The sequence below is a fragment of the uncultured Clostridium sp. genome, from assembly GCF_947036855.1.
Classification (GTDB): Bacteria; Bacillota; Clostridia; order Clostridiales; family Clostridiaceae; genus Sarcina.
On record NZ_CAMQRY010000018.1, the window covers coordinates 1 to 24,731 of the forward strand.

Below are 24,731 nucleotides of genomic sequence, written 5' to 3' on the forward strand. Positions count from 1 at the left end.
AAACCTAGTATTTAAGCTATTTCTAAGCACTTATATGAAAAACATACAAGCTATTTACAAAAAGGGTCATGCTTTTAAAGCATGACCCTTCAAAGGTAATTCCAGCAAAACAAAAAAGAGTTATACCAAATTAATGATATAACTCTTATATATTAAGCTTCTATTTCTTCTACCTCTGTTTCACTATCTAAAACTGAGTCTGGTACTTTCTTACCAAATACCATAAGTACAGCGATTATAGCTAAAATTCCAAGTCCTAGACATACCCAAACATTCAGTCCAAGTCCTGCTGGAATATATCCAAACACAACTGCTACTCCTGCAACAAATAGTGCATACCAAAGTTGTGTTCTTACATGTTCTATATGATCACAACTTGCTCCTGTTGAAGACAATATTGTTGTATCAGATATTGGTGAACAGTGATCCCCAAATATTGCTCCTGTTAAAACTGCTGATGTACAGACTATGATAATATTCATGTCTCCACCAGAGATTGTGTTAGCAAGAGGAATAGCAAGTGGCATTAATATTCCCATTGTTCCATAAGCTGTTCCTGTTGAGAAAGCTATAACTGAACCAAGTAAGAATATTATTGATGGTAGAATGAATGCTGGAACTGTTCCAGAAAGCATATCTACTAAATAAGGTGCTGTTCCAAGTTCTTTTAAAACTGAGCTTAAACTCCAAGCTAGAAGCAGTATAACACCAGTAATAACTAAACTCTTAACTCCATCAACCCAAGTATCAATCGCTTCATTCAATGTAAGGATTTTTCTAGCAACAGCCATAATTATTGTTATAACTGATGATATTAAAGCTGATTGGAATAATGCTATTGAAGCATCTGAAGCTGAAAAAGTTTCTCTAATAGATACAAAACTAAATGGTGAAGCTTTTACTGCTTCAATAAGAACTAAATCTTCTCCACCCATTATTGAAGAATATCCACTATAATAAAATGCTATAAGTGAGAATACTATTAATGAACCAATTGGAATGATTGCATTCCATACACAAAGTTTAACACCTTTTTTAGGCTCTAACTCATGCATAACTTCATCAATTTCTTCATCTGAAAGCTTACTTGTTTTAGGCTTAACAACTTGTCCGTTTCTTGCTCTAACTTCTGCCTTGTACATTGGTCCAAATTCTCTTAAAGTTATAGCTGATATAAGTACAAATGCTAAGATTAAAATATTATAGAATCTATATGGTATAGTTTCTAGGAAAATCCCAAAAGGATCAACATTCATACCAATACTATTAAAAGCATCTCCAATTAATCCAACCTCAAGTCCAATCCAAGTTGATATAATAGCAAGTCCAGCTATTGGAGCTGCTGTTGCGTCAATTATAAAAGCTAATTTCTCTCTTGAAATATGAAGCTTATCTGAAACTGGTCTGATAATAGGTCCAACAATTAATGAATTTGCATAATCATCAAAGAATACTGCAAGTCCTAAAAGGAATGTAGTAATTTGAACACTTCTAACTGTTTTAGCTCTTTTAGCAAGTGCCTCGGCTATTGCTCTAGCTCCTCCCATTTTAGCAACCAGTTGAATAATTCCACCAATAACTAAAACTTGAAGAATAATTCCTGCGTTCCACTTATCTGCAAGTGAAGCTAAAATTCTTTCAACTATATCCATAAATCCAAATATTATAGCTATGAATATATTATGGTCCGTAATAAATAACATTAAACAACCAATAAATGTTCCTGCAAATAGTGATATAACTATATTCTTAGTTATAAAAGCTAAAATTATTGAAACAAGTGGTGGTATAATAGTCCAAAATCCAAATTTATCAGCATTAACCTGTGCAACATCACCTTGTGCAAAAGCTACTGTTGAAAATAAACAAACACTAAAAAATAATACCGTAGAAAAAATACCAAGTCTTTTTCTCATAATAAATCCCCCCTAAATCTTTATTAAAGTTTACGTTCTGTGAATTAAATAAAAGAGGCTGTTTATAATGAATACTAAGCTTAGATAAAGTTTATACCTTATCTAAATTCCCTATCCTTTTATCAAATAATCCCTAAGTTATTCGATAAAAAAAGCCCTAGGCACACACCTAGGACAATAAATTCATTTAAACAAATATATTAAAACCCTTGATGATAGCACTCCACAAACAATGTGACAGTCTTACATATCTTATATATAAAACCAGAATTATAAGCCTTTAGTATACTTATAAAACTTCGGCAATTACCCCTTTCATTAAATATCTAAACACTTCTGCTCCATTTAATTACTCTTAATAATTGCTCCTCTACCTCTTAATCCAATATTCACTTTTTCTATCTTTATTTATACAGTAATTCAAGGACAATAACAATATATCCAGCCATTAATTTTCCTTTTATTAACAATTTTAATATTTTATCTATAGTATCTTTAAGGTCAAAAAAAGCCCTAGATTTTTTATCTAGGACTAAAATACTTTTTTAGTTTTATTTACTCATAAATTCTTCTATATCTTTTACTGATTTAATTATATCTTTAGTAAGAACTTCATGACCAGTCTTAGTTATAAGAACATCATCCTCAATTCTTATTCCAACATTTTCTTCTGGAATATATAATCCAGGTTCAACAGTCCAAACCATTCCGTCTTCAAGAATAGCTCCTCTTTTTCCAACATCATGTGTATCAAGTCCAAGACTATGACCTATTGAATGGAAGTAATATTTTCTAAAATCTTCTTTTTTCTCTGTAAGCCCAAGTGTTAAACATTTCTCTGCAAGCATATCATTTGCTGCATTATTAACTTCTGTCATAGAAATTCCTGGTTTCATCATCTCTATAATTTTCTCATTAACATCTAAAACTGCTTCATATAAATCTTTTTGTCTATCAGTAAACTTACCATTCACAGGGAAAGTTCTTGAAACATCAGCATTATAATAATTCATCTGTGCTCCTAAATCAAAAAGAATTAAATCTCCATCTTTCATTTCTGAATTATTTTCATGATAATGAAGAGTTGCTGCATTCGCTCCTGATGCTGCAATAGTTTTAAAAGCATAATCAGTAACTCCATTTTGCTTTAAGTGGAAATCAAAGTGAGCTTCTAGAGCATACTCTCTCATCCCAACTTTTGAATTTCTCATAAGAGATTCAACTCCACCTTTAGTAATTTTAATAGCTTTTCTCATCTCTGCTATTTCTGATTCGTTTTTTCTCATTCTAAGAACTGAAACTAGATTAAAAGCATTTTTAATATTAATTTCTGGATATCTTGTTCTAACTTTCTCTGCTAAAATACCACCATCTCTATCTGCTTCATCAAAATCTCTTCTCTCTAAATCAAGATAAATATTATCAACATCTCCAGAAGTTAAAAGACTATTTAAAGAACTTAAAAATGAACCAAGGTATGCTATATTTTCAACACCTGATTTTTCTTTAGCTTCTTCTTTTGTAAAAGTTGCTCCAACCCATTTAGCCATAACTTCATCAACTTCACTTATAAATAAAGTTTCTGAAACCTCACCATTTATCTTTTTAATAAGTAATATATCTTTTTCCTCATCAACACCTGTTAAGTAATAAAAATTTCTGTTAGGTGTGAAAGGATATCTCTCATCTGCTGATTTATATTTTGCTTCTCCAGCTATCATAACAAGAATAGAATTATCCTCTATCTTACTCATAAGATTTTCTCTATTTTTTATAAAAACACTATTATTCATAACTTTTCTTAGCGACCTAAATTCATTAAATAAATTTTCTTACATACTTATAAGACTTATTTAATAAATACCCACTAAGCTAGCCTCCCTTCATTTTATATTTTTTATATTTCTGTATCTCTCATTTCAATTTCAGTTCCCTCAGGAGCTTTAATCTTAAATAAATATCCATCTACAACTTTATAAATCTCTTGTCCATTTTTAACTTTAAAGTTTGTATACCCTAAACCTTTAATTCTATCAAACTCTTCTTCTACACTATCCACAGTAAAACACATATGGACAATTCCAGCATTAACAGATATCCAAGGATTTAAAGTATCACCTTTCTTAGGTGTTTGTAGTTCTATCATAAAATCCCCAAGCTTTATCCATGTATTAAAATCTCTCCCATGGAATCCTTTTGTTTCTTCTACTATCTCAAAACCTAAAATCTTTGTGTAAAAATCAAGTGATTCTCTATATTTTTCTGTCTGAATACATACATGATGCATACTTCTTATAGCCATAATTCTCCTCCTATATTTCTATATTTCAAATCTTTATATTATAAAAATTATATCACATTGAAAGCAAAAATAATTATCAGTAATTAAACAAAAGTAGGATATATCACACATCCTACTTTTAAAATATCTATAAAATTTTATTACCTAACATAAAAAAGTTGTGTAGAAAGAGATTTCTCTCAAACTACACAACTCATATTTAAATCTTATTAGATCTTATTAACTTTACCTTCATAAACATTAATATACATTTGCTTAATCTCACTGATTAATGGGTATCTTGGGTTAGCTCCTGTACATTGGTCATCAAAAGCTTCCTCACTCATTTGATCAAGTGTTGCAAAGAAATCTTCTTTCTTAACTCCACATGCAGCTATGCTTGTTGGAATTCCAACTTTAGCTTTTAACTCATCGATAGCTTTCATTAAGTTTTCGATTTTCTCATCTTCATTCTTTCCACCAAGGTGTAAGAAATCAGCTATTTGAGCATATCTCCACTTAGCATTTGGATATTTATATTGTGGGAAAGCTGCTTGTTTTCTTGGGTTATCAACAGCGTTAAATTTAATAACTTGGTTGATTAACATTGCATTAGCAACTCCATGTGCTATATGATGCTCTGCTCCAAGTTTGTGTGCCATTGAGTGACAAACACCTAGGAAAGCATTTGCAAATGCCATACCAGCTATTGTTGAAGCATGAGCCATTTTCTCTCTAGCTTTAACATCTGTTGTTCCATGATTATAAGCATCTGGTAAGTACTTAAAGATTATTCTCATAGCTTCAAGTGCTTGTGCATTAGTGAAATCTGAAGCAAGAACTGAAACATAAGCTTCTAAAGCATGTGTTAGTGCATCAATTCCTGAAGCAGCTGTTAATCCTCTTGGCATATTCATCATTAATTCTGCATCAACGATAGCCATATTTGGCATTAACTCATAATCTGCTAATGGATACTTCATGCCTGTTTCTTCATCTGTAATAACAGCGAATGGTGTTACTTCTGAACCTGTACCAGCTGATGTTGGAACAGCTATCATCATAGCTTTTTTACCCATTTTAGGGAATTTGTAAACTCTCTTTGTGATATCCATAAATCTCATAGCTAAATCATCAAAGTGAACTTCTGGATGCTCATATAATACCCACATGATTTTAGCAGCGTCCATTGGTGAACCTCCACCTAGAGATATTATAGCATCTGGTTGATAACTCTTCATTGCCTCAGCACCTTTTCTTGCACATGCAAGTGTTGGGTCTGGTGTAACATCACTGAATACTCTAAAGTCTATTTTCATTTCTTCTAGAACTTTAGTTATTTTATCAACATATCCAAGATCTGCAAGAACTCTATCTGTTACAATAAATACTTTTTTCTTTTCTAATTCCTCAAGGTCTCTTAAAGCAATTCCTAATGAACCTGATTTGAAGTAAACTTTTTGTGGAACTCTATACCAAAGCATATTCTCTCTCCTTTCAGCAACACTCTTAACATTCATAAGGTGTTTTGGACCAACGTTTTCTGAAACTGAGTTTCCTCCCCATGATCCGCATCCAAGTGTTAGTGATGGAGCTAACTTAAAGTTATATAAATCTCCTATAGCACCTTGTGTAGATGGCATGTTAATTATTGTTCTACCAGTTTTCATAGCAGCACCGAATTTTTGAATTCTATCTTGTGATAATTTTACATCTGTATAAAGAACTGATGTATGTCCGAAACCACCAAGCTCAACTAATCTCTCAGCTTTAATTACTGCTTCATCAAAAGTCTTAACTCTATACATTCCAAGTACTGGTGATAATTTTTCGTGTGAGAATTCCTCTTCAAGCTCAACTGATTCTACTTCACCAATTAATACTTTAGCATCAACAGGAACTTTCACTCCAGCAAGTTTAGCTATTTGATAAGCTGACTGACCAACTATCTTAGCATTTAATGCTCCGTTTATTAAGATAACTTTTCTTACCTTATCAACTTCTGCACCTTTTAAGAAGTAAGCACCTCTATCTGTAAACTCTTTTCTTACTTCTTCATAAATTGAATCAATAACTAAAATACTTTGCTCTGAAGCACATATAGTTCCATTATCAAAAGTTTTTGATATTAATATAGAACTTACAGCCATTTTAATGTGAGCTGTTTCATCAATGATAGCTGGTGTATTACCTGCTCCAACTCCGATTGCTGGTTTACCTGATGAATAAGCAGCCTTAACCATTCCTGGTCCACCTGTAGCAAGTGTTATATCAGCTTCTGCCATTAATATTTGTGACATTTCAACTGATGGTTGATCTATCCATCCAATAATCCCTGCTGGTGCTCCAGCTTTAACCGCTGCATCTAAAACTATCTTAGCTGCTGCTATTGTTGAATTTTTAGCTCTTGGGTGTGGTGAGAAAAATACTGCATTTCTTGTCTTTAATGATATTAAAGCTTTAAATATTGCTGTTGAAGTTGGATTTGTAGTTGGAACGATAGCTGCAACTATTCCGATTGGCTCAGCTATTTTTGTAATTCCAAATGACTCATCTTTTTCAATAACTCCACAAGTTTTATCATCTTTATATTTGTTATATATATATTCTGAAGCAAAGTGATTTTTTACAACTTTATCTTCAACTATTCCCATTCCTGATTCTGCAACTGCCATTTTAGCAAGTTCAATTCTAGCATTGTTAGCTGCCATTGCTGCTGCTCTGAAAATTTCATTTACTTTCTCTTGGCTAAATGTAGAGTACTCTTTTTGTGCTACTCTAATTTGCTCAAGTCTTAGTCTTAATTCGTCAACATTAGTTACCTTAGTTATCTTCATAATACCACCTAAAATTATTAATTATTAAATTAATCTAATAATAATAATCCCTTTCTTTAATTTGCTAGTATATCTAATATATAAGTTTTAAATTCTAATAAATTCAAACTAATCTATTTTTTACTTATCGCTTGATAATATTTTAACACACTTTTTCAAGCATTTTCAATACTTATTTAATCATTTATTAATTTATTCAGTTTTTTTCTCATTATTCTCTGTTTATTCATATTTTATGCAACTCAACTTGTTAATTTATTATCAAGAAAACGTTTCAGTTGTCATTTAAGCATATTCTCCCTTCCATTAAATGTGAATTTTTATTGAACTTTATTCATACTCTTCACTTTTTCTTTCTTTTTCATCATTTTTAAACATATATTTTTTATTTTTCCATCTTATTTTTTAATAAAAAAATAAAATCCCATCAAAATTATTGATAGGATTTTACTTTTATTTATTTTTCTTAAACTCGATTCTTCCAATTGCTCTATTTAATGATAATTCTAATAACATATCATCAATCTTATTTCCACTAGTTGATTTAAGATCTTCCTCTGACTCTTTCTTAGATAACTCTGCTCTAGTTAAGTCAATTTCTTCTCTTGTTTCAATAGTATCAACACAAAGACTAACTTCACCATCTAAAACTTCCATAATTCCACCTGAAGCAAAGAACTCATGTTCTTTGTCAGATGAATCTACAATGATTACTTTAGTTGGTGTTGTTGCTGTTATCATATTTTCATAACCGGCAAGTATAGCAAACTCACCATTATCATTTTTACAAACTATACTTTGAGCCTCATTATCAAAAAGTACTTTATGCGGAGTTGCTACTAATAATTTAAAATTACTCACGATAAATCACTCCTATTCTTCTTCTTCTATTTTCTTAGCCTTTGCAATAACTTCATCTATTGTTCCAACAAGTAGGAAAGCTGATTCTGGTAAATGATCATGCTTACCTTCTAATATTTCTTTAAAACCTCTTACTGTCTCTTTTACTGTAACGTAAGTTCCTGGAGTACCTGTAAATTGTTCTGCAACTGTAAATGATTGTGATAAGAATTTCTCTATTCTTCTCGCTCTTATAACTACAGTTTTATCTTCATCTGCAAGTTCATCCATTCCTAGTATTGCTATAATATCTTGAAGTTCTGAATATCTTTCAAGAATATTTTTAACCTTTGTTGCTACATCATAATGTTCTTGTCCTACTACTCTTGGATCAAGTATTCTTGATGATGAATCAAGTGGGTCAACTGATGGATATATACCTTTTTCAACAATCGCTCTTGATAAAACTGTTTTAGCATCAAGATGTGAGAATGTTGTAGCTGGTGCTGGGTCAGTTAAGTCATCGGCTGGTACATATACAGCTTGAACTGATGTTATAGAACCATTTTTTGTTGATGTGATTCTTTCTTGAAGTGAACCCATCTCTGTTGCTAGTGTTGGTTGGTATCCAACAGCTGAAGGTATTCTTCCAAGTAAGGCTGAAACCTCTGAACCAGCTTGTGAGAATCTAAATATATTATCTATAAATAGTAACACATCTTGTCCTCTATCTCTGAATGACTCTGCTATTGTAAGACCTGCTAAAGCAACTCTCATTCTAGCTCCAGGTGGTTCATTCATCTGTCCAAATACTAGAGCAGTCTTTTTGATAACTCCAGATTCAGTCATTTCTGCAAGAAGGTCATTCCCTTCTCTTGATCTTTCTCCAACACCTGTGAATACTGATAATCCACCATGCTGCTTAGCAATGTTATTTATAAGCTCTTGAATTAGTACTGTTTTACCAACTCCAGCTCCTCCAAATAGACCAATCTTACCACCTCTTTGGTAAGGTGCTATAAGGTCAATAACTTTTATTCCTGTCTCAAACATTTCAGGAACAACTGATTGTTCTTCAAATGTTGGGGCAGCTCTGTGTATTGGATAATAAGTTTTAGCATCAACTGGTCCTTTTTGATCAACTGGTTTTCCAAGTACATTAAATAATCTACCTAGAACCTCATCTCCAACTGGCACTGATATAGCTGCTCCTGTATCAGTAACTATTGTACCTCTTCCTAATCCTTCTGTTGATTCCATAGCAATAGTTCTTACTATATCATCTCCTATATGTTGCTCAACCTCACATGTTATTTCTCTTTCTTTATGCTTGATTACTAGAGCATTATAAATATCTGGTAGATGACCTGATTCAAATCTTACGTCAACTACTGGTCCTAAAACTTGAACAACTTTTCCTGTATCAGCCATTACTTTCCCCTCCTAACTATTTCTGTGCTTCTGCACCACCAACAATTTCTGATATCTCTTGTGTGATAGCAGCTTGTCTAATTCTGTTATATTTAGTATTTAAATCATCTATAATATCATCTGCATTTTTAGTAGCTCCATCCATAGCTTGCATTCTAGCATTTTCTTCACTAGACATAGCATTGTAAACACAGTTTATAATTAAACCTTCTACATATCTATAAATAAAACTATCTATTAACATCTCAGGATCTAATTCTATCTCAAAAGTTCTCTTATCTGTTTCCTCAGTTTTTTCTATTTTAAGAGGAAGAACTGGAACTTCTAATAAATCTTGACTCATACCTGAAGAATATTTTGTATATATAAATGAGATTTCTTTATACTCACCGTTATAATACATATTCATAAGTTCTCCAGCTATTTTTCTAGCAGTCTTAATTTCAATATCACCTTTTATTGTAGTGTCAATCTTTGCAACTTCAAATCCGTATTTTCTTGAATAACTAACACCCTTACTTCCTAAAACATAGGTATTAATTTTACTTCTTTCTTCTTTGCTTGGATATTTTTCACTTAAATAACTTGTTCCATTTCCATTAAAGCCACCACAGAATCCAGAATTTGATGCGAATATAACATATAATTTTTTATCACTTGTATTTTCTCTAACAAACTCATTATCTTGGAATTCCTCTACTAAATTGAAAATATCATTTTTCATTAGCTTAAGTTTGTCAAAATAACGATTATTTGCATTAAGCTTTTCTCTAGCTTTTCTTACTTTAGATGTTGAAACAAGCGCTAAAGCTTTTGTTATCTTCTGTGTACTTTTTACACTACCTATTCTCTTTTTAATAACCAAAAGTCCTGCTGCTGGCATATCTTCACCCCCTAGCTCTCTAACTTTATATATTAACTAAATATTTTTTTGAATTCATTAATTGCATCTTCAATCATTACTTTTAATTCATCAGTAATTTTTTTCTTATCTTTAATTTCTTTAATAACAGCATAATCTTTTTCATTTATATATTCCATAAACTCACTTTGGAATCTTTTGATATCTTTAAGTTCTATATCTCCTAAGAAATCATTCATCGCAGCATAGAATATTATTACTTGCTGTTCAACTTCTACTGGTTGATATTGATCTTGTTTTAAGATTTCTATAAGTCTTTTTCCTTTAGCAAGTCTTCTTCTTGTATCCTTATCTAAGTCAGAACCAAATTGTGAGAATGCTTCAAGTTCTCTAAACTGTGCAAGTTCAAGTCTTAACATACCTGTAACTTGTTTCATAGCTTTAATTTGAGCATTTCCTCCAACTCTTGAAACTGAGATACCGGCATTAACAGCTGGTCTTTGTCCTGAGTTGAATAGTCCTGTTTCTAGGAATATTTGTCCATCTGTAATAGAAATAACGTTTGTTGGGATATATGCTGATACATCTCCTGCAAGTGTTTCTATTATAGGTAGTGCTGTAATACTTCCACTTCCGAATTTCTCTGAAAGCTTAGCTGCTCTCTCAAGAAGTCTTGAGTGAATGTAGAATACATCCCCTGGATAAGCTTCTCTACCTGGTGATCTTCTAAGTAGAAGTGCCATAGTTCTGTAAGCAACAGCATGTTTTGATAAATCATCATAAACAACAAGAACATCTTTACCTTTATACATAAAGTATTCTGCCATTGAACTAGCTGAATATGGTGAAATATACTGAAGTGGAGCACTATCTGAAGCTGATGCTGAAACTACAATACTGTAATCCATAGCTCCATTACTCTCTAAAGTATTAACTATATTCGCAACAGTTGATTGTTTTTGACCAATCGCAACATATATACAAATAACATCTTTTCCTTTTTGGTTTAATATAGTATCAAGAGCAATTGCTGTTTTACCAGTTTGTCTATCTCCTATAATAAGCTCTCTTTGTCCTTTACCAATAGGAATCATTGAGTCAATCGCTTTAATCCCTGTTTGTAATGGTTCATTAACTGGACTTCTATCAATGATTGATGGTGCTACCATCTCTATTGGTCTAACTCCATCATTTTTTATAGGTCCTTTTCCATCAATAGGCATACCTAAAGCATTTACAACTCTTCCGATAAGAGCATCTCCAACTGGAACCTCAACAACTGATCCTGTTCTAGAAACTATGTCCCCTTCTTTGATTCCTTTTTCTGAACCAAGTAAAACACAACCAACACTGTCAAGTTCTAAGTTAAGAGCCATTCCGTAAACATCATTAGGGAATTTTAATAATTCACCCTCAACACATTCATCTAAACCATATACAGTTGAAACTCCATCACCTATCTGAATGATAGTACCTGAATCCACTGTTTCTAATGTTTTCTTATATTTTTCAACTTCTTTTTTAATAATAGAAGTTATTTCTTCTGGTCTGATATGCATAGAATCACCCCTCTAAGTTTTTATTTACTATGAAACATTACAGATCTAATAGCTTTATATTTTCCAGCTAAACTTCCATCCATAATTTCATTTCCAATCTTAACGTAAAGACCACCAAGGATATCCTTATCAATCTCTCTCTTTAAGATTACTTTTTTATTATATTTTTTTTCTAATTTTCCAAGTAATTTATCATATTCTTCATCCGTTAAAGGAATAACGCTTTTTACATATCCTTCAAGCATTGAGTGTCTTTCAAGATAAATTAAATGGAACTGTTCAATCATACTATCAAGTTCTGAAATTCTTCCTTTATCAATAAGAAGTCCTATAAATGAAATTATTTCATCATATGTTTTACCTGCAAACATATCCTCAAATATTTTCTTCTTTTCTTTCTTACCAATCTTTGGATTATCTAAAATCTTTTTAAAATCTTCACTTTCATCAATGATACTACTAATTTCTCGTAAATCTTCAATGAAATCTTCAACCTTACTTTGTTCCTCAGCTAATTCATAAAGTGCAAGTGCATATCTCTTATCTAAAAATCCATACATATTAAATTACCTCACTAATAAAGCTATCAATAAGTCTTCTGTGTTCTGCTTCATCTAATGATTTTTCTAAAGCTTTTTTAGAAACTACTAATGCAAGTTCTATAACTTGTTCTTTAATTTCAAATTTTGCTTTATCTAATTCTCTATTAATATCATTTTCAGCTCTTTCTTTCATAGCACTTGTTTCTGATTTTGCATTATCTAAAATCTCATCATATATTTTCTCAGCTTTTTTCTTTCTAGCTTCAGTAATTTTCTTACCTTCTTCTTTAGCCAAGCTTAAAATCTTTTCATTTTCAACTTTAAATTCAGTACCAGCTTTAAATTCTTTATCCGCACTGTCCATTCTATCCATTATGCTTTTTTGTCTTTCTTCTATAGCAACACTGATTTTTTCCCAGAAGAAATGTTTTAAAATTAATAATAGAATTATAAAGTTGATTATAGTTATTATAACTGTAATAAAATTTATACTCATCTTACAATCGGCCTCCTTTCAAAGGTTGTGAAATCTCTTTTCACAAAATATTATAAATAATTAGATAACTTTTCTATTTTACGAAAAGTAAAATGAAGGCTATAACTAATCCATAAATAGCAGTCGCCTCTGCAAGACCTGCACCTAATATAAATGTACTTAATATTTTACCACTTTGTTCTGGTCTTCTAGCAATACCTTCAACAGCACCTTTAGCTGCTATACCAATACCTATACCAGCACCCATAGCTGTTACTGCTGCAAACCCAGCTCCTAAAACTCCGATATCCATAATTTTTTCCTCCTTATTTCTTTTAAATAAAATCTAAACCTAATTACTATTTAACGAATATAATTATTATAGATATAATGAAACCATATATCGCAGTAGCTCCACAAAGTCCAGCTGCCATGATAAATACAGTTTGTATCTTTCCTGCTGCTTCTGGTTGTTGAACACTAGCTTTAATAGCTGCTGAAGTAGCTATTCCTGTTCCAATACCTCCACCGATTCCTGCCATAACAGCTATACCAGCTGCTAACATACCTATTCCGCTCATAACAATTCCTCCTTAAATATAAATATTAAACTTCCTCTGCCTGACTTTCTAACTTAATAGTTATAATAGTAAGCATTAAGAATATAACTGTTTGAATTACTCCATCAAACAAATCGAAATATGCGTGAGGTATAATTGGTATTACAAATTGGAAAACTCTTGATATGTGTCCAAGTCCTGAATAGATCAGACTCATAACAATCGCTGCCGCAAGCATATTACCAAATAAACGTAGCGCAAGTGATAATGGGAAAACAATTTTCTCCATTATATTAATAGGTAACATAAGTACTCCACCGTTCAAATACCCACCTAAATAATGACCAAATCCTTTAAACTTAATTGCATTGTAGTGAACCAATACAAATGTTATAACTGTAAATCCAATAACAACACTTATGTTTCTTGTAGGTGGTCCAAAACCAATTAATCCACAAAGATTTAGTATTCCTAAATAAATAGCAAGAGTTCCAACAAATGGTACATATCCTGAGAAACTTTTTCCCATATTTCCTGATACTAGTGATTCCATTCCTTCATAAACCATTTCTAAACAAGCCTGTAATTTTGTTGGCTTACCTTTACTTTTAAGTTTAGTTCCGAGAATACTTAAAACTATTATAAGGAAAATCATTACACCCCACTGCGTAACTACTCCACTACCCATGTGATATCCGAAAATATCAACTGTATACAATGGTGCCATCACATTCATGTAAAACTTCACCTCCTATATTCAATTACAAAAACAATTTAACTACATATAAGTAAGAAAAATATCATACATCTAAAAACTTTTTAAGAGCTACTTAAATTAGTGCTTAAAAAACTTTTATTTATCCTTCATATTTATCTTGTATCAAAAATGCCTTGAATTCATTATATATCCATTTTTTCACCTAACAAAAACTTTTTTTTAGCCTTCATTCACTATATACATTGATTTTCTCTCATAATTTGAATTTATATTCATTTTGCGCTAGTTTTCTACCACTATCTTATTTTATCTCTATTTTCCGATTAAAAAATTACCATTTTTCTCTATTTTGTAACTTTGATAAATTAACATTATAAAACGTTTTCTTATTACAAAATAATAATTTCAAAATATTTTAAGCAAACTATTTACCATCTACATACATTTTTTAGTATAAAAAAGACTAATTTCTTATTCTTAGTCACCTAACACCATATTTTCTCTATTTTCCCCTTTCAAATATATATATATATCACTTAATAAACCTCTTAACTGGCTTTATTACTTACTTTATATATATCTGTTTAAACTTATATTTACTAGCTTTATCAGATTCCTTTTTTTTACTTTTTTTCCACTTTATCAAAACAACTATGACAACTTACCTCTAATATAATAAAATCCTATGTAAATAAGCATTAAAATGTTATTTACATAGGATTTTCAATATAATTTATTATTTTTTTACTTATAAGTCCATATTTTAATGAATAATTTATAAATATTCATCAAATGTATATTTTAACATTTTCTTCAAAATATATTCACACTTCATTAACATTATACACCTTGTATTTTACTTACTTTTAGGTATTTAACCTATTTGCAACCTTTTATTCATTTTTTCAGTATACTTATTACTATCGAATTTAAAAGAACATATAACTAACCATTATAATAGAAAGAATTATCGATACTAAATCAGCAAAAGTTGTAGCCCAAATAGTATGTCTTATGTTTTTTATCCCTACAGCACCAAAATAAACTGTAATTGTATAAAAAATTGTTTCTGTTGTTCCCATTAAAACGGATGCGATCATTCCAGTTCTTGAATCTGGACCAACTGTATTTAATATATCTGTAAAAACTCCAAGTGCTCCACTTCCTGATAATGGTTTTATCATAGCAAGTGGCATAACTTCTGCTGGCATTCCTATTAAATTTAAAATTGGTGTAAGGAGATTATTTATATACTCAATCATATTTGCATCTTTAAAAATTCTAACTGCCACAATCATAGCAAGAAGTGCTGGAAATATTCTAATACAAACATCAAGCCCTTCCTTTGCCCCCTCAACAAACCACTCATAAACTTTTCTACCTTTAAACATACCATATACAACAATAGCTAAAACTATCATTGGTATAAGGGAATTTCCCATATAATTCATAAAACTTCCCCCTAAAAATATTTTTGCAAAAGCTTACATATTATAATCCCTGTAAAAGCAGCCCCTGCTGTAGCAATCATTGCAGGTAATATTATTGAGGCTGGATTTACAGAGCCACTTGCTGCTCTCATTGAAATTACTGTTGAAGGTAAAAATTGAATACAAGCGGCATTCATAACCAAAAATAAAACCATATCATTTGTAGCCCTGCCTTTCTTATCATTAAGTTTATCAAGTTCTTGCATTGCTTTTATCCCAAATGGGGTTGCTGCATTTCCAAGTCCTAGCATATTTGCAGTTATATTCATAACTATTGCCCCCATAGCTTTATCACTTTTTGCTGCCTCTTTAAATAAAACTTTTAAAATTGGTTTAAGTAAACACGCAAGTTTATTAGTCAGCCCACTCTTTTCTGCAATCTTCATAACACCAGACCAAAAGCACATAATTCCAACCATAGAAATTATAAATTTTGTAGTGCCATCTGCAGATTCAATTATCCCATTTGATATTTCAGCACCACGCCCTGTTAAAACTCCTACAACTATTCCTATCATTATAATTCCACACCATATGTAATTAATCATATAAATCTCCTTAACATATAATAACTTTTGTATAATATATGTCTTGAACTTGTCTTTTAGTCGTGTTAACATAAAAATATAATACTTATAAAATATAAGATTTTATGGCATTTAAGCTATAATACAGAGGAGTTTTTTGATATGAATGAAAATAATTTAAAACTAGCGCAAGCAGATATAGATGAAGCATTAAAAACTATAGAATCTCTTGAAGAAAGTATAGATAACGGCGATTGTTCTAATGATACTTTAAAAAACAACTTTATATCTCTTACAGAAAAAGTTCAAAAATTAGAGAATGTATTGAAAGAAGAAGGTATATTATAGTTTAAATAAAAAAAGGTTAACTCAGTTTTGAGTTAACCTTTTTTCTATCTATTAGGCAAGTGCTGTTTTTTCTTTCACTTGCTTTTCTTCAAGCCTATTCAAAAGCTTAATTTCTCTTCGTATAAAGATAGCTGTAACAATAGATGATGCAAAATCACTTATTGCCCCTGCTATCCACACTCCATTAAGCCCTAAAAACTTTGGTAAAATAAGCATTAACGGAATTAAAAATATAACCTGTCTAAGTAAACTTAAAAACATTGCAATCTTTGCCTTACCAGTTGCTTGAAAATAATTTGCACATATAATTTGAAAACCTATAACCGGAAGCATACAAAGATATATTCTAAGTCCATTTGTAGCAACTGCTACAAGGCTTTCATCATTATTGAATAACTTAATAAACATTTCTGGGAATATTTCTATACATATCCACCCTAAAGTTACAATAATAGTTGCTGCTATAACAGGATAGCCCACTGCTTTTTTTACTCTAGCATATTTTTTAGCGCCATAGTTATAACCTATTATTGGCTGTGCACCCTGATTCATACCAAAAAGTGGCATTAAAAATACCATTGTTACAGAAGATATTATAGCCATTGCACCCGCTGCAATATCTCCACCATTTTCTATAAGTGCTCTATTTGAAACAACTTGAACTAAACTTGCTGCAATTTGCATAGCACAAGGTGCCATTCCAATAGCAAAAATAGTTTTTACCAGTCTTTTATTTAAAAATAAATTTTCTTTCTTAATTTTCAAGCTTGATTTCCCACTTTTAAAATATCCAATAATCCAAATTGCTGAAATAGCCTGTGAAACTATAGTTGCAAGTGCAGCTCCTTCTATTCCCCAACCAAAAGTAAAAATAAATATTGGATCTAAAATTATATTTGCAATCGCACCTATAAGCATAGTTACCATAGCAATTTTAGGATTTCCATCAGCTCTAATACATTGATTTAGAGAAAAACCAAGCATATTAAATATTGTTCCAACTAAAATTATATTTATAAATTGCTTTGCATACATAAGAGTCTGTGGACTTGCTCCAAGAAGCGATAAAATATCTTCTGAAAACATAACCCCAAGAATAGTTATAATAATACTCGCTATAATAGTTAATGTTACAGCATTTCCTAATATTTTTTCTGCTGTATCTCTTTTATTTTGCCCAAGTTTTATAGAAATACTTGCTGCAGCTCCAACACCTATAAGCATTCCCACACCCATGATAATACAAATAATAGGCATAGTCATACCAACGCCACTCATTGCAAGAGCTCCAATATCTGGAATCCTTCCAATAAACATTCTATCAATAACAGTATATAAAGCATTTACCATCATTGCTATAATTGCTGGAACTGAAAACTTAAATAGTAATTTTCTAATTGATTCTGTCCCTAATTCTTCTTTATTCATTTGTCCCCCTAAATTAAATAACACTTTATTTAATATATATCTACATATATTTTTTTGTCCTTAACTATATAAATATTTACTAAAAAAAATAGATGAACTACTGTCCACCTAGAAATAAACTATATTGCCATCTTTTCTTCTACAGTTGGTAGATTATAAAATAATACTAGTGATGAAACTGCCTGAACAGTTCCTATTACAGCTGATAGTATACTCATCGGTATCAATAATGTTGGATTCATCTCAGCAATAATTCCAAATCCTCCTAAAAGAACTCCTGTTAATGCAGATAATACTAAAAACTTAATTAACACATCTAATAAATTGCCTTTAACTAAATTAACACTTTCTATTGCACTTTCAAACATTGTCTTACCTTGTAATGCGCCCATTGGAATTGAAACAGCTAAAATAACAGTAATTACAACTGGTATAAAAGGAATTTTCATTCCAAGACCCATTAAGAAACTTTGAAAAATTATTGCTCCTGATGATTGTATCCAATTTTCTTTAACAAGCTTAATTGCTTCAATCCAATTTATCTGATTACCCTTAGCTTTTGAATCTATAAGTTTAATAATTGAAACTATATAAATTACCTGTGCTACAATTCCTAATAATCCATAAATAAATGTTGGTAAAGATATCATAGTAAGTGCTATTAAAGGTAATTGAACCGCTAAAGTAATTAAAAGTATATCTTTTATATTTCCTACAAACAGTCCAAAAACTGCTTTAAGATAATCTCCTATTCCCATTTTTCCATTAAAACATGAATTAACGATTTCTGAAGTATTATATTTCATTTATTTACCCCCTAAAAAAATGATTCCTTATAAATAATAATATCAAAGAAACCTCTTGTTTTATGCCTAGATTTACTTTATTATTATTTTCTTATTAATTCATTAACATTTATATCCAATTTTCATAATAATTCTATATAAAAAGAGATGAAATTTAATTTAAATTTCATCTCTTAAAATATTTTTTAATTAGCAACTTCCACCTTCAATAAGTGTGTAAGGTAAATCATAATAAGCATTATCAAGTTCCTCTTTATTAAGTAACTTTATAAGCATTCTCATTGCAACAGAACCCATATCATACATTGGTTGCTCTATTGTTGTAATAGCTGGATAGAAATTTCTCGCCATTTCAATTCCATTAAATCCTATAACAGAAACATCTTTTGGAACACTAAGTCCATTTTCTCTTAATGTATTAATAGCACCAATAGCTATTTCATCTGAAGCACATACTATTCCATCAATATTATGTCCACTAGAAAGTATTTTTTTCACTCCATCTTTTCCACTCTTTATTTTTAAGTTATTAAAGTAGCAAAGTTCTGAATTAACTTCCATTCCAGCATCTTTTAAAGCCATCTCATAACCTTCGTATCTCATTCCCCAAGCATTCTTTTCATGTTTTTCAATTCCTATAAATGCTATATTCTTTCTTCCTTTAGCTAAAATATGTTTAGTTGCTTCATAAGCACCTTTAACATTATCTATGCTAACACTTGGAAGTGCATTATCTTTATTACTTGTTTCAACAAGTATAGTTTTTATATCAATTTCATTTATTAGATCAAGAGTTTCTTTATCAAGTGATGAACTCATATAAAGAACACCATCTGACATCTTCTCTTTAAGTACTCTTAAATACTCTTTTTCTTTCTCTCCATCACAGTCTGAATTGCAAAGCATTACATTATAGCCATACATATTAGCTACATCTTCAGCCCCTCTTACTATTTCAGGATAAACTTGACTTGATATATCTGGAACTATTATTCCTATTGTTCTACTTCTTTGTGTTTTTAAACTTCTAGCCACAATATTAGGTCTATATCCTAATTGTTTAATTGCAGCTTTAACTTTTTTCTTTGTTTCTTCATTAACTACATCTATATCATTTAAAACCCTTGATACTGTTGCAATTGAAACTCCTGCTTCTCTTGCTACATCTTTAATTGAACTTGCCATAATATCATCTCCCACTTTATAATTTTCACATTAATTTTATAAATATATTAATCTCATAACATTTTTCTATTGATTATTTATTATTAATTATATGTAAAATTAACTTTTTTTTCAATATGTTTTCAGTTACACAATTAATATATTAAAAAATTCACACTTTTTTTATTATTTCGCTAAATTTATTAACAATTTATCTCTAATATATAAAATTCCTCTCCTAATTTAAAATAGGAGAGGATTTTTATTAAAATCTTATTGTTTTTCAACAGTCATTTTAAGCTCTTCACCGTTGATTTTAACTACATCACCATAGTTTGCATCTTCGTTATACTTAATTTCTACTGTTAAAGTTTCTTTCTTAATTACATCTTCAAACTTCTTAAGAACTTCAAGTAACATATCATTTTCAGCAATATAAAGATTTATTTTGTCTGAAACTTCAAATCCACTATCTTTTCTCATATTTTGAATTTTTGAAATCATCTCTCTTACATATCCTTCTTGCTTAAGTTCTTCTGTGATAGTTGTATCAAGAACTACCCCAACTGAACCATCTCCAGCAAATCCAAATCCTTCAAGTCCACTCATTGTTACAAGTAACTTTTGTGCATCAAGTTCAATTTCTGTACCATCAACATTTATAAGTTCTGTTTCACCTGACTTGATTTTTTGTGCAAGTTCCATTTGATTTCTAGCAGCTATTTCTTTTTTGATACCTGGAATCATTTTACCATAAGCTCTACCAAGTACTGGTAAGTTAGGCTTGATTTCAAAGTTAACATACTTAGATACATCTGCTCCAAACTCAACATTCTTAATGTTTAATTCTTCTTTGATAATCTCTCCATAATAAGCTGGAAGAGCATTTGTTGAAATTAACATTTCTGAAAGTGGCTGTCTATTCTTTCTATTTGCAGTATTTCTAGCACTTCTTCCAAGTTTAACAATCTTAGATGCAAGATCCATCTCTGCTTCTAATTCATGGTTTATAGCTGACTCATCAACCACTGGCCACATTGTTAAGTGGATACTTTCTTCTGCATTTTTATCTAAACCAACAACTAAGTTTTGGTACATTTCTTCTGTAACAAATGGTATAAATGGAGCTGATATTTTGCAAAGAGTAGTTAAAACTCTGTGTAATGTTACATAAGCACCAATTTTATCATTAGTTAATTCTTCTGACCAGAATCTAGCTCTGTTTCTTCTTACATACCAGTTTGATAACTCATCTGTAAACTCTTCAATTTTAAGAGCTGAATTTGTTATATCATATGCATCAAGTCCATTTTCTACATCTTTAACTAATGTATTAAGCTTAGACATTACCCATTTATCCATAATATTTTCTGATACGAAATCTGTATATTCTGTTGGATTAAACTTATCAATGTTTGCATACATTACGTAGAATGAGTAAACATTCCAAAGTGTTCCAATGAACTTTCTTTGAGCATCAGCAACATCATCAACTGAGAATCTTGTTGGAAGCCAAGGAGCACTCGCTGTGTAGAAGTGCCATCTTGTAGCATCTGCACCTTGTGCACCAAGTACTTCAAATGGGTCTACAACATTTCCTTTTGATTTTGACATTTTTGTACCTTTTTTATCTAAAACATGACCAAGTACGATACAGTTTTCGAATGGGTTTCTATCAAATAAAGCAGTTGAAATAGCAAGTAATGTATAGAACCATCCTCTTGTTTGGTCAACAGCTTCTGAGATAAATTGAGCAGGATAATTCTGTTCAAATAACTCTTTATTTTCAAATGGGTAGTGAAGTTGTGCAAATGGCATTGATCCTGAATCGAACCAACAATCTATAACTTCTTTAGTTCTCTCCATCTCTTTACCACACTTTTCACAATTTAAGTGAACTTTATCTATATATGGTTTGTGTAATTCTATATCATCTGGAACATTCTTTCCTTTTGCTTTAAGTTCTGCAATACTTCCGATACATTCTCTGTGTCCACATTCACATTCCCATATAGGAAGTGGTGTTCCCCAGTATCTATCTCTTGATATTCCCCAGTCAATAACATTATCTAAGAAATTACCAAATCTACCTGTTCTGATGTTATCAGGATGCCAGTTTATCTTATCATTATTAACTAACAGTTTATCTCTTAAAGTACTCATAGCAACAAACCAACTATCTCTTGGGTAATAAAGAAGTGGTGTATCACATCTCCAACAATGTGGATATGAGTGAGTATGCTTTTCTTTCTTGAATAATTTATTATCTTCCTGAAGGTAATCACAAATTTTTGCATCACACTTCTTAACATTCATTCCAGCCCAAGGTGTAACTTCTTCAGTAAACTCACCTTTTGTATCAACTAAGTTGATAAATGCTAATCCATTTTTCTTACCAATTAAACTATCATCCTCACCATAAGCAGGTGCTATATGAACAACTCCTGTACCATCTGTAAGTCTTACATAATCTCCATGTACAACAACAAAAGCTTTTCCTTCTGGTGTATGGAATGGTAATAACTGCTCATATTCTGTTCCAATTAATTCAGCACCAGAGAACTCTCTTATGATTTCATAATTTTCACCAAGATTTTTTGCAGCTAAATCTTTAGCCATAATTAAAATTTCTTCACTATCTTCAAGTTTAGCTTCAATATATTTGTAAGCTTTGTTTATGCATAAAGCTACATTTGAAGGTAATGTCCAAGGTGTAGTTGTCCAAGCAAGGATATATTTATTTTCTTCACCCTTAACTTTAAACTTAACTACTGCAGTAAGATCTTTAACATCTTTATATCCTTGTGAAACTTCGTGTGATGAAAGTCCTGTACCACATCTTGGGCAGTAAGGCATAACCTTATGACCTTTGTATAATAAGTCCTTTTCCCACATAGTTTTTAAAGCCCACCAAACTGATTCAATATAAGGATTATGATAAGTAACATATGGGTCTTCCATGTCTACCCAATAACCAATTTGCTCAGTCATTTTTTCCCATAAGTTAACGTATGTAAATACACTATCTTTACATTCTTTAACAAAGTTTTCAACACCATGCTCTTCAATTTGCTCTTTACCTGAAATTCCAAGTTTTTTCTCTATTTCAAGTTCAACAGGAAGTCCATGAGTATCCCAACCAGCTTTTCTGATTACTTTGTAACCCTTCATAACTTTATATCTTGGGATTATATCCTTCATAACTCTTGTTAAAATATGCCCAACGTGAGGTCTACCATTCGCTGTTGGAGGTCCATCATAAAATGTAAAATACTCCCCCTCTTCGTTTAATGCAAAGTTTTTCTTAATTACATTTCTGCTTTTCCAAAGCTCTGCAACTTCTTTTTCCATACCAACAAAATCATTTGCGGCTGTAACTTTTTTGTACATTTAACTCGCTCCTTTCAAAATAAAAAATCTATAAAAATAAAAAAAACCCCATCCTACAAAAGGACGAAGATTATATCGTTATACCACCTAAGGCTAAAAAACCGTATAATAAAAACAGTTTTTAAATTCAAGTACATTCATACTCTATCCTTTAACGCAGGCTAACGAGATCGCTTAATCATTTAACTTTTCAGCGTCTAACTCATAGGTGATTTTCTTTAAGTAACTTTGTAATTTTCCAGCAGCAATTACTCTCTATAAAAGCTTATCTTAAATACTCTTCCTATTCTCAGTTTGTTTTTATTAAATTCTTCTTCTATTTTATACTATTAATTTTATTTTTTCAATACAGTAACATCCTAATACTTTAAATATTAAATCAAAATTCCTAATATTTTTTTATATTTCATCCTTTATATAAGATTAATTTATACTTTTATACAAGATATGCTTTCCATTTTGTTAATATATTATTAAAACACTATTAAATAAGTCTATCTTTTAGAAATATATGTTATAACTAATAGAAACTTAAAAGGGGTGACTATTTAGATGTATCATTATATGAAAAAACTTAAAAATTTCCCTATTGGGGCAATTGGAACTTCACTTGGATTTATGACCCTTGCAAATGTTTGGGCAATTCATAGTGTTACTATTGTAAAACCACTCGCAATTATATTTGCTTTAATAGCTATGACTTTAATGCTAGCTAAAATAATAATTTTTCCAAAGAAAGCTTTTACTGAACTTAAAGACCCAATAGTTGGAGCATTTTATCCTACAATTGATATGGCTGGATTTGTTCTTGCTAGTTACTTACTACCATATTCACCAACAATCGCAAAAGCTATTTGGCTTATTGGAATTGTAGTTCACTTATCAATATTTGTTTTCTTTTTCTTACTTAGATTCAAATCATTCAAACTTCGTGATATGATTCCATCTTGGAATGTTGTTTTAGTTGGAGTTTGTGTTGCAGGTGTTGTTAGTAGTGGATTTGGATTTCCAAGAATAGCAAATGCTTTAACTTATCTTGGATTATTCTTATACATTCCATTTTATCCATTCATGCTTTACAGAGTTTATGTGCATGAACATAAAATTGAACCACGAGCTGCTGCTACAATAGGTATTTTAGCTGCACCATCAAGTCTTGTATTAGCTTCATATTTAACAACTTCCACTATGCATAGCAGAATAATTTTATGGTATCTTATCATAACTTCACTTTTAAATATAATTCTTGTTTTTATTGCAATGCCTAGATTTATCAAAAATGGTTTCAATCCTGGTTACGCTGCATTTACTTTCCCAGTAGCAATTAGTATGCTTGCTATGTGGAAAGTAAATGTTCTATTTGGTAAATATAATGATGACTATGCAAAATTCTTTAGAATTGCATCTCATGTAGAGCTTGTAATTGGAACTTTAATTATTGCCTATGTTGCTATAAACTTTATAATCTTATTTATAAAAGCAATTAAACACGTAAGTTCTAATAAAGAAAAGTCAAAGTATATAAAGATTGTAAAATAAATTTCATATTTAAATTAG

21 protein-coding genes, 1 riboswitch and 1 other annotated feature are annotated in these 24,731 nt (G+C 30.7%); of the genes, 2 read left to right on the forward strand and 19 right to left on the reverse strand.

Features of this window, described 5'->3' with window-relative positions:
• Positions 1–152 precede the first annotated feature (152 nt).
• The 15 genes from Q0V15_RS03660 to Q0V15_RS03730 form a co-directional block, all read right to left on the reverse strand.
• Entirely contained in the window at positions 153–1,916 is a 1,764-nt protein-coding gene (locus tag Q0V15_RS03660) for a Na+/H+ antiporter NhaC family protein (RefSeq protein WP_297436114.1), read from the reverse strand.
• A 208-nt stretch (positions 1,917–2,124) separates the two neighbouring features.
• A riboswitch (Lysine riboswitch) is annotated at positions 2,125–2,297 on the reverse strand.
• A gap of 170 nt (positions 2,298–2,467) precedes the next feature.
• Positions 2,468–3,709: an aminopeptidase P family protein gene (locus tag Q0V15_RS03665; protein WP_297436115.1), complete on the reverse strand. Its 1,242-nt coding sequence runs from the start codon at positions 3,707–3,709 to the stop codon at positions 2,468–2,470.
• A 104-nt stretch (positions 3,710–3,813) separates the two neighbouring features.
• The gene (locus tag Q0V15_RS03670; RefSeq protein WP_297436117.1) at positions 3,814–4,218 is read right to left on the reverse strand and encodes a VOC family protein; all 405 of its coding nucleotides are present in this window, start codon (positions 4,216–4,218) and stop codon (positions 3,814–3,816) included.
• 209 nt (positions 4,219–4,427) lie between these two features.
• Positions 4,428–7,034: a bifunctional acetaldehyde-CoA/alcohol dehydrogenase gene (adhE, locus tag Q0V15_RS03675; protein WP_297436119.1), complete on the reverse strand. Its 2,607-nt coding sequence runs from the start codon at positions 7,032–7,034 to the stop codon at positions 4,428–4,430.
• 453 nt (positions 7,035–7,487) lie between these two features.
• A complete protein-coding gene (gene atpC / locus Q0V15_RS03680) occupies positions 7,488–7,895 on the reverse strand; it encodes an ATP synthase F1 subunit epsilon (RefSeq protein WP_297436121.1) in 408 nt (135 codons plus the stop codon).
• Positions 7,896–7,907: 12 nt separating this feature from the next.
• Positions 7,908–9,305: a F0F1 ATP synthase subunit beta gene (gene atpD, locus Q0V15_RS03685; protein ID WP_297436123.1), complete on the reverse strand. Its 1,398-nt coding sequence runs from the start codon at positions 9,303–9,305 to the stop codon at positions 7,908–7,910.
• Positions 9,306–9,321: 16 nt separating this feature from the next.
• Positions 9,322–10,188: an ATP synthase F1 subunit gamma gene (gene atpG, locus Q0V15_RS03690; protein WP_297436124.1), complete on the reverse strand. Its 867-nt coding sequence runs from the start codon at positions 10,186–10,188 to the stop codon at positions 9,322–9,324.
• Positions 10,189–10,220: 32 nt separating this feature from the next.
• Positions 10,221–11,726, reverse strand: a complete 1,506-nt coding sequence (gene atpA / locus Q0V15_RS03695) for a F0F1 ATP synthase subunit alpha (protein ID WP_297436126.1) — start codon at positions 11,724–11,726, stop codon at positions 10,221–10,223.
• Between the two features lie 20 nt (positions 11,727–11,746).
• A complete protein-coding gene (locus tag Q0V15_RS03700; protein ID WP_297436128.1) occupies positions 11,747–12,286 on the reverse strand; it encodes a F0F1 ATP synthase subunit delta in 540 nt (179 codons plus the stop codon).
• 1 nt (position 12,287) lies between these two features.
• Positions 12,288–12,764, reverse strand: coding sequence for a F0F1 ATP synthase subunit B (locus Q0V15_RS03705; RefSeq protein ID WP_297436130.1), 477 nt, complete (start codon positions 12,762–12,764; stop codon positions 12,288–12,290).
• Between the two features lie 73 nt (positions 12,765–12,837).
• Positions 12,838–13,056 carry an ATP synthase F0 subunit C gene (gene atpE, locus Q0V15_RS03710; protein ID WP_297436131.1) on the reverse strand — a complete coding sequence of 73 codons (219 nt, stop codon included), beginning with the start codon at positions 13,054–13,056 and terminating at the stop codon, positions 12,838–12,840.
• A 46-nt stretch (positions 13,057–13,102) separates the two neighbouring features.
• Positions 13,103–13,324, reverse strand: a complete 222-nt coding sequence (locus tag Q0V15_RS03715; RefSeq protein WP_297436133.1) for an ATP F0F1 synthase subunit C — start codon at positions 13,322–13,324, stop codon at positions 13,103–13,105.
• Positions 13,325–13,349: 25 nt separating this feature from the next.
• A complete protein-coding gene (locus tag Q0V15_RS03720; protein ID WP_297436135.1) occupies positions 13,350–14,039 on the reverse strand; it encodes a F0F1 ATP synthase subunit A in 690 nt (229 codons plus the stop codon).
• Between the two features lie 911 nt (positions 14,040–14,950).
• Positions 14,951–15,472, reverse strand: coding sequence for a spore maturation protein (locus tag Q0V15_RS03725; RefSeq protein ID WP_297436137.1), 522 nt, complete (start codon positions 15,470–15,472; stop codon positions 14,951–14,953).
• Between the two features lie 11 nt (positions 15,473–15,483).
• Positions 15,484–16,059, reverse strand: a complete 576-nt coding sequence (locus tag Q0V15_RS03730) for a nucleoside recognition domain-containing protein (RefSeq protein WP_297436139.1) — start codon at positions 16,057–16,059, stop codon at positions 15,484–15,486.
• 141 nt (positions 16,060–16,200) lie between these two features.
• Here Q0V15_RS03730 and Q0V15_RS03735 point away from each other — a divergent pair, with 141 nt between their 5' ends.
• Positions 16,201–16,386: a hypothetical protein gene (locus Q0V15_RS03735; protein ID WP_297436140.1), complete on the forward strand. Its 186-nt coding sequence runs from the start codon at positions 16,201–16,203 to the stop codon at positions 16,384–16,386.
• Positions 16,387–16,437: 51 nt separating this feature from the next.
• Here Q0V15_RS03735 and Q0V15_RS03740 read toward each other — a convergent pair whose 3' ends face one another.
• From Q0V15_RS03740 to ileS, 4 genes are all read right to left on the reverse strand, one after another.
• The gene (locus tag Q0V15_RS03740) at positions 16,438–17,814 is read right to left on the reverse strand and encodes an MATE family efflux transporter (protein WP_297436142.1); all 1,377 of its coding nucleotides are present in this window, start codon (positions 17,812–17,814) and stop codon (positions 16,438–16,440) included.
• Positions 17,815–17,933: 119 nt separating this feature from the next.
• Positions 17,934–18,620: a hypothetical protein gene (locus tag Q0V15_RS03745; protein ID WP_297436144.1), complete on the reverse strand. Its 687-nt coding sequence runs from the start codon at positions 18,618–18,620 to the stop codon at positions 17,934–17,936.
• Positions 18,621–18,809: 189 nt separating this feature from the next.
• Complete coding sequence (locus tag Q0V15_RS03750; protein WP_297436146.1) at positions 18,810–19,805, reverse strand: LacI family DNA-binding transcriptional regulator; 996 nt, start codon at positions 19,803–19,805, stop codon at positions 18,810–18,812.
• A gap of 252 nt (positions 19,806–20,057) precedes the next feature.
• On the reverse strand, positions 20,058–23,174 hold the full coding sequence (gene ileS, locus Q0V15_RS03755) for an isoleucine--tRNA ligase (RefSeq protein WP_297436148.1): 3,117 nt from the start codon (positions 23,172–23,174) through the stop codon (positions 20,058–20,060).
• Positions 23,175–23,230: 56 nt separating this feature from the next.
• Positions 23,231–23,474 (reverse strand) — a binding site (T-box leader).
• Between the two features lie 264 nt (positions 23,475–23,738).
• On the opposite strand from ileS, the gene Q0V15_RS03760 reads away from it, so the two are divergent.
• Positions 23,739–24,713 carry a TDT family transporter gene (locus tag Q0V15_RS03760; RefSeq protein ID WP_297436150.1) on the forward strand — a complete coding sequence of 325 codons (975 nt, stop codon included), beginning with the start codon at positions 23,739–23,741 and terminating at the stop codon, positions 24,711–24,713.
• Positions 24,714–24,731: the final 18 nt, after the last annotated feature.

Bases quoted from the DNA above. Each gene is read 5' to 3' on its own strand.
- Q0V15_RS03660 (WP_297436114.1), bottom strand. From the start codon at position 1,916: ATGAGAAAAAGACTTGGTATTTTTTCTACGGTATTATTTTTTAGTGTT.
- Q0V15_RS03665 (WP_297436115.1), bottom strand. From the start codon at position 3,709: ATGAATAATAGTGTTTTTATAAAAAATAGAGAAAATCTTATGAGTAAG.
- Q0V15_RS03670 (WP_297436117.1), bottom strand. From the start codon at position 4,218: ATGGCTATAAGAAGTATGCATCATGTATGTATTCAGACAGAAAAATAT.
- adhE (WP_297436119.1), bottom strand. From the start codon at position 7,034: ATGAAGATAACTAAGGTAACTAATGTTGACGAATTAAGACTAAGACTT.
- atpD (WP_297436123.1), bottom strand. From the start codon at position 9,305: ATGGCTGATACAGGAAAAGTTGTTCAAGTTTTAGGACCAGTAGTTGAC.
- atpG (WP_297436124.1), bottom strand. From the start codon at position 10,188: ATGCCAGCAGCAGGACTTTTGGTTATTAAAAAGAGAATAGGTAGTGTA.
- atpA (WP_297436126.1), bottom strand. From the start codon at position 11,726: ATGCATATCAGACCAGAAGAAATAACTTCTATTATTAAAAAAGAAGTT.
- Q0V15_RS03700 (WP_297436128.1), bottom strand. From the start codon at position 12,286: ATGTATGGATTTTTAGATAAGAGATATGCACTTGCACTTTATGAATTA.
- Q0V15_RS03705 (WP_297436130.1), bottom strand. From the start codon at position 12,764: ATGAGTATAAATTTTATTACAGTTATAATAACTATAATCAACTTTATA.
- atpE (WP_297436131.1), bottom strand. From the start codon at position 13,056: ATGGATATCGGAGTTTTAGGAGCTGGGTTTGCAGCAGTAACAGCTATG.
- Q0V15_RS03715 (WP_297436133.1), bottom strand. From the start codon at position 13,324: ATGAGCGGAATAGGTATGTTAGCAGCTGGTATAGCTGTTATGGCAGGA.
- Q0V15_RS03720 (WP_297436135.1), bottom strand. From the start codon at position 14,039: ATGAATGTGATGGCACCATTGTATACAGTTGATATTTTCGGATATCAC.
- Q0V15_RS03725 (WP_297436137.1), bottom strand. From the start codon at position 15,472: ATGAATTATATGGGAAATTCCCTTATACCAATGATAGTTTTAGCTATT.
- Q0V15_RS03730 (WP_297436139.1), bottom strand. From the start codon at position 16,059: ATGATTAATTACATATGGTGTGGAATTATAATGATAGGAATAGTTGTA.
- Q0V15_RS03735 (WP_297436140.1), top strand. From the start codon at position 16,201: ATGAATGAAAATAATTTAAAACTAGCGCAAGCAGATATAGATGAAGCA.
- Q0V15_RS03740 (WP_297436142.1), bottom strand. From the start codon at position 17,814: ATGAATAAAGAAGAATTAGGGACAGAATCAATTAGAAAATTACTATTT.
- Q0V15_RS03745 (WP_297436144.1), bottom strand. From the start codon at position 18,620: ATGAAATATAATACTTCAGAAATCGTTAATTCATGTTTTAATGGAAAA.
- Q0V15_RS03750 (WP_297436146.1), bottom strand. From the start codon at position 19,805: ATGGCAAGTTCAATTAAAGATGTAGCAAGAGAAGCAGGAGTTTCAATT.
- ileS (WP_297436148.1), bottom strand. From the start codon at position 23,174: ATGTACAAAAAAGTTACAGCCGCAAATGATTTTGTTGGTATGGAAAAA.
- Q0V15_RS03760 (WP_297436150.1), top strand. From the start codon at position 23,739: ATGAAAAAACTTAAAAATTTCCCTATTGGGGCAATTGGAACTTCACTT.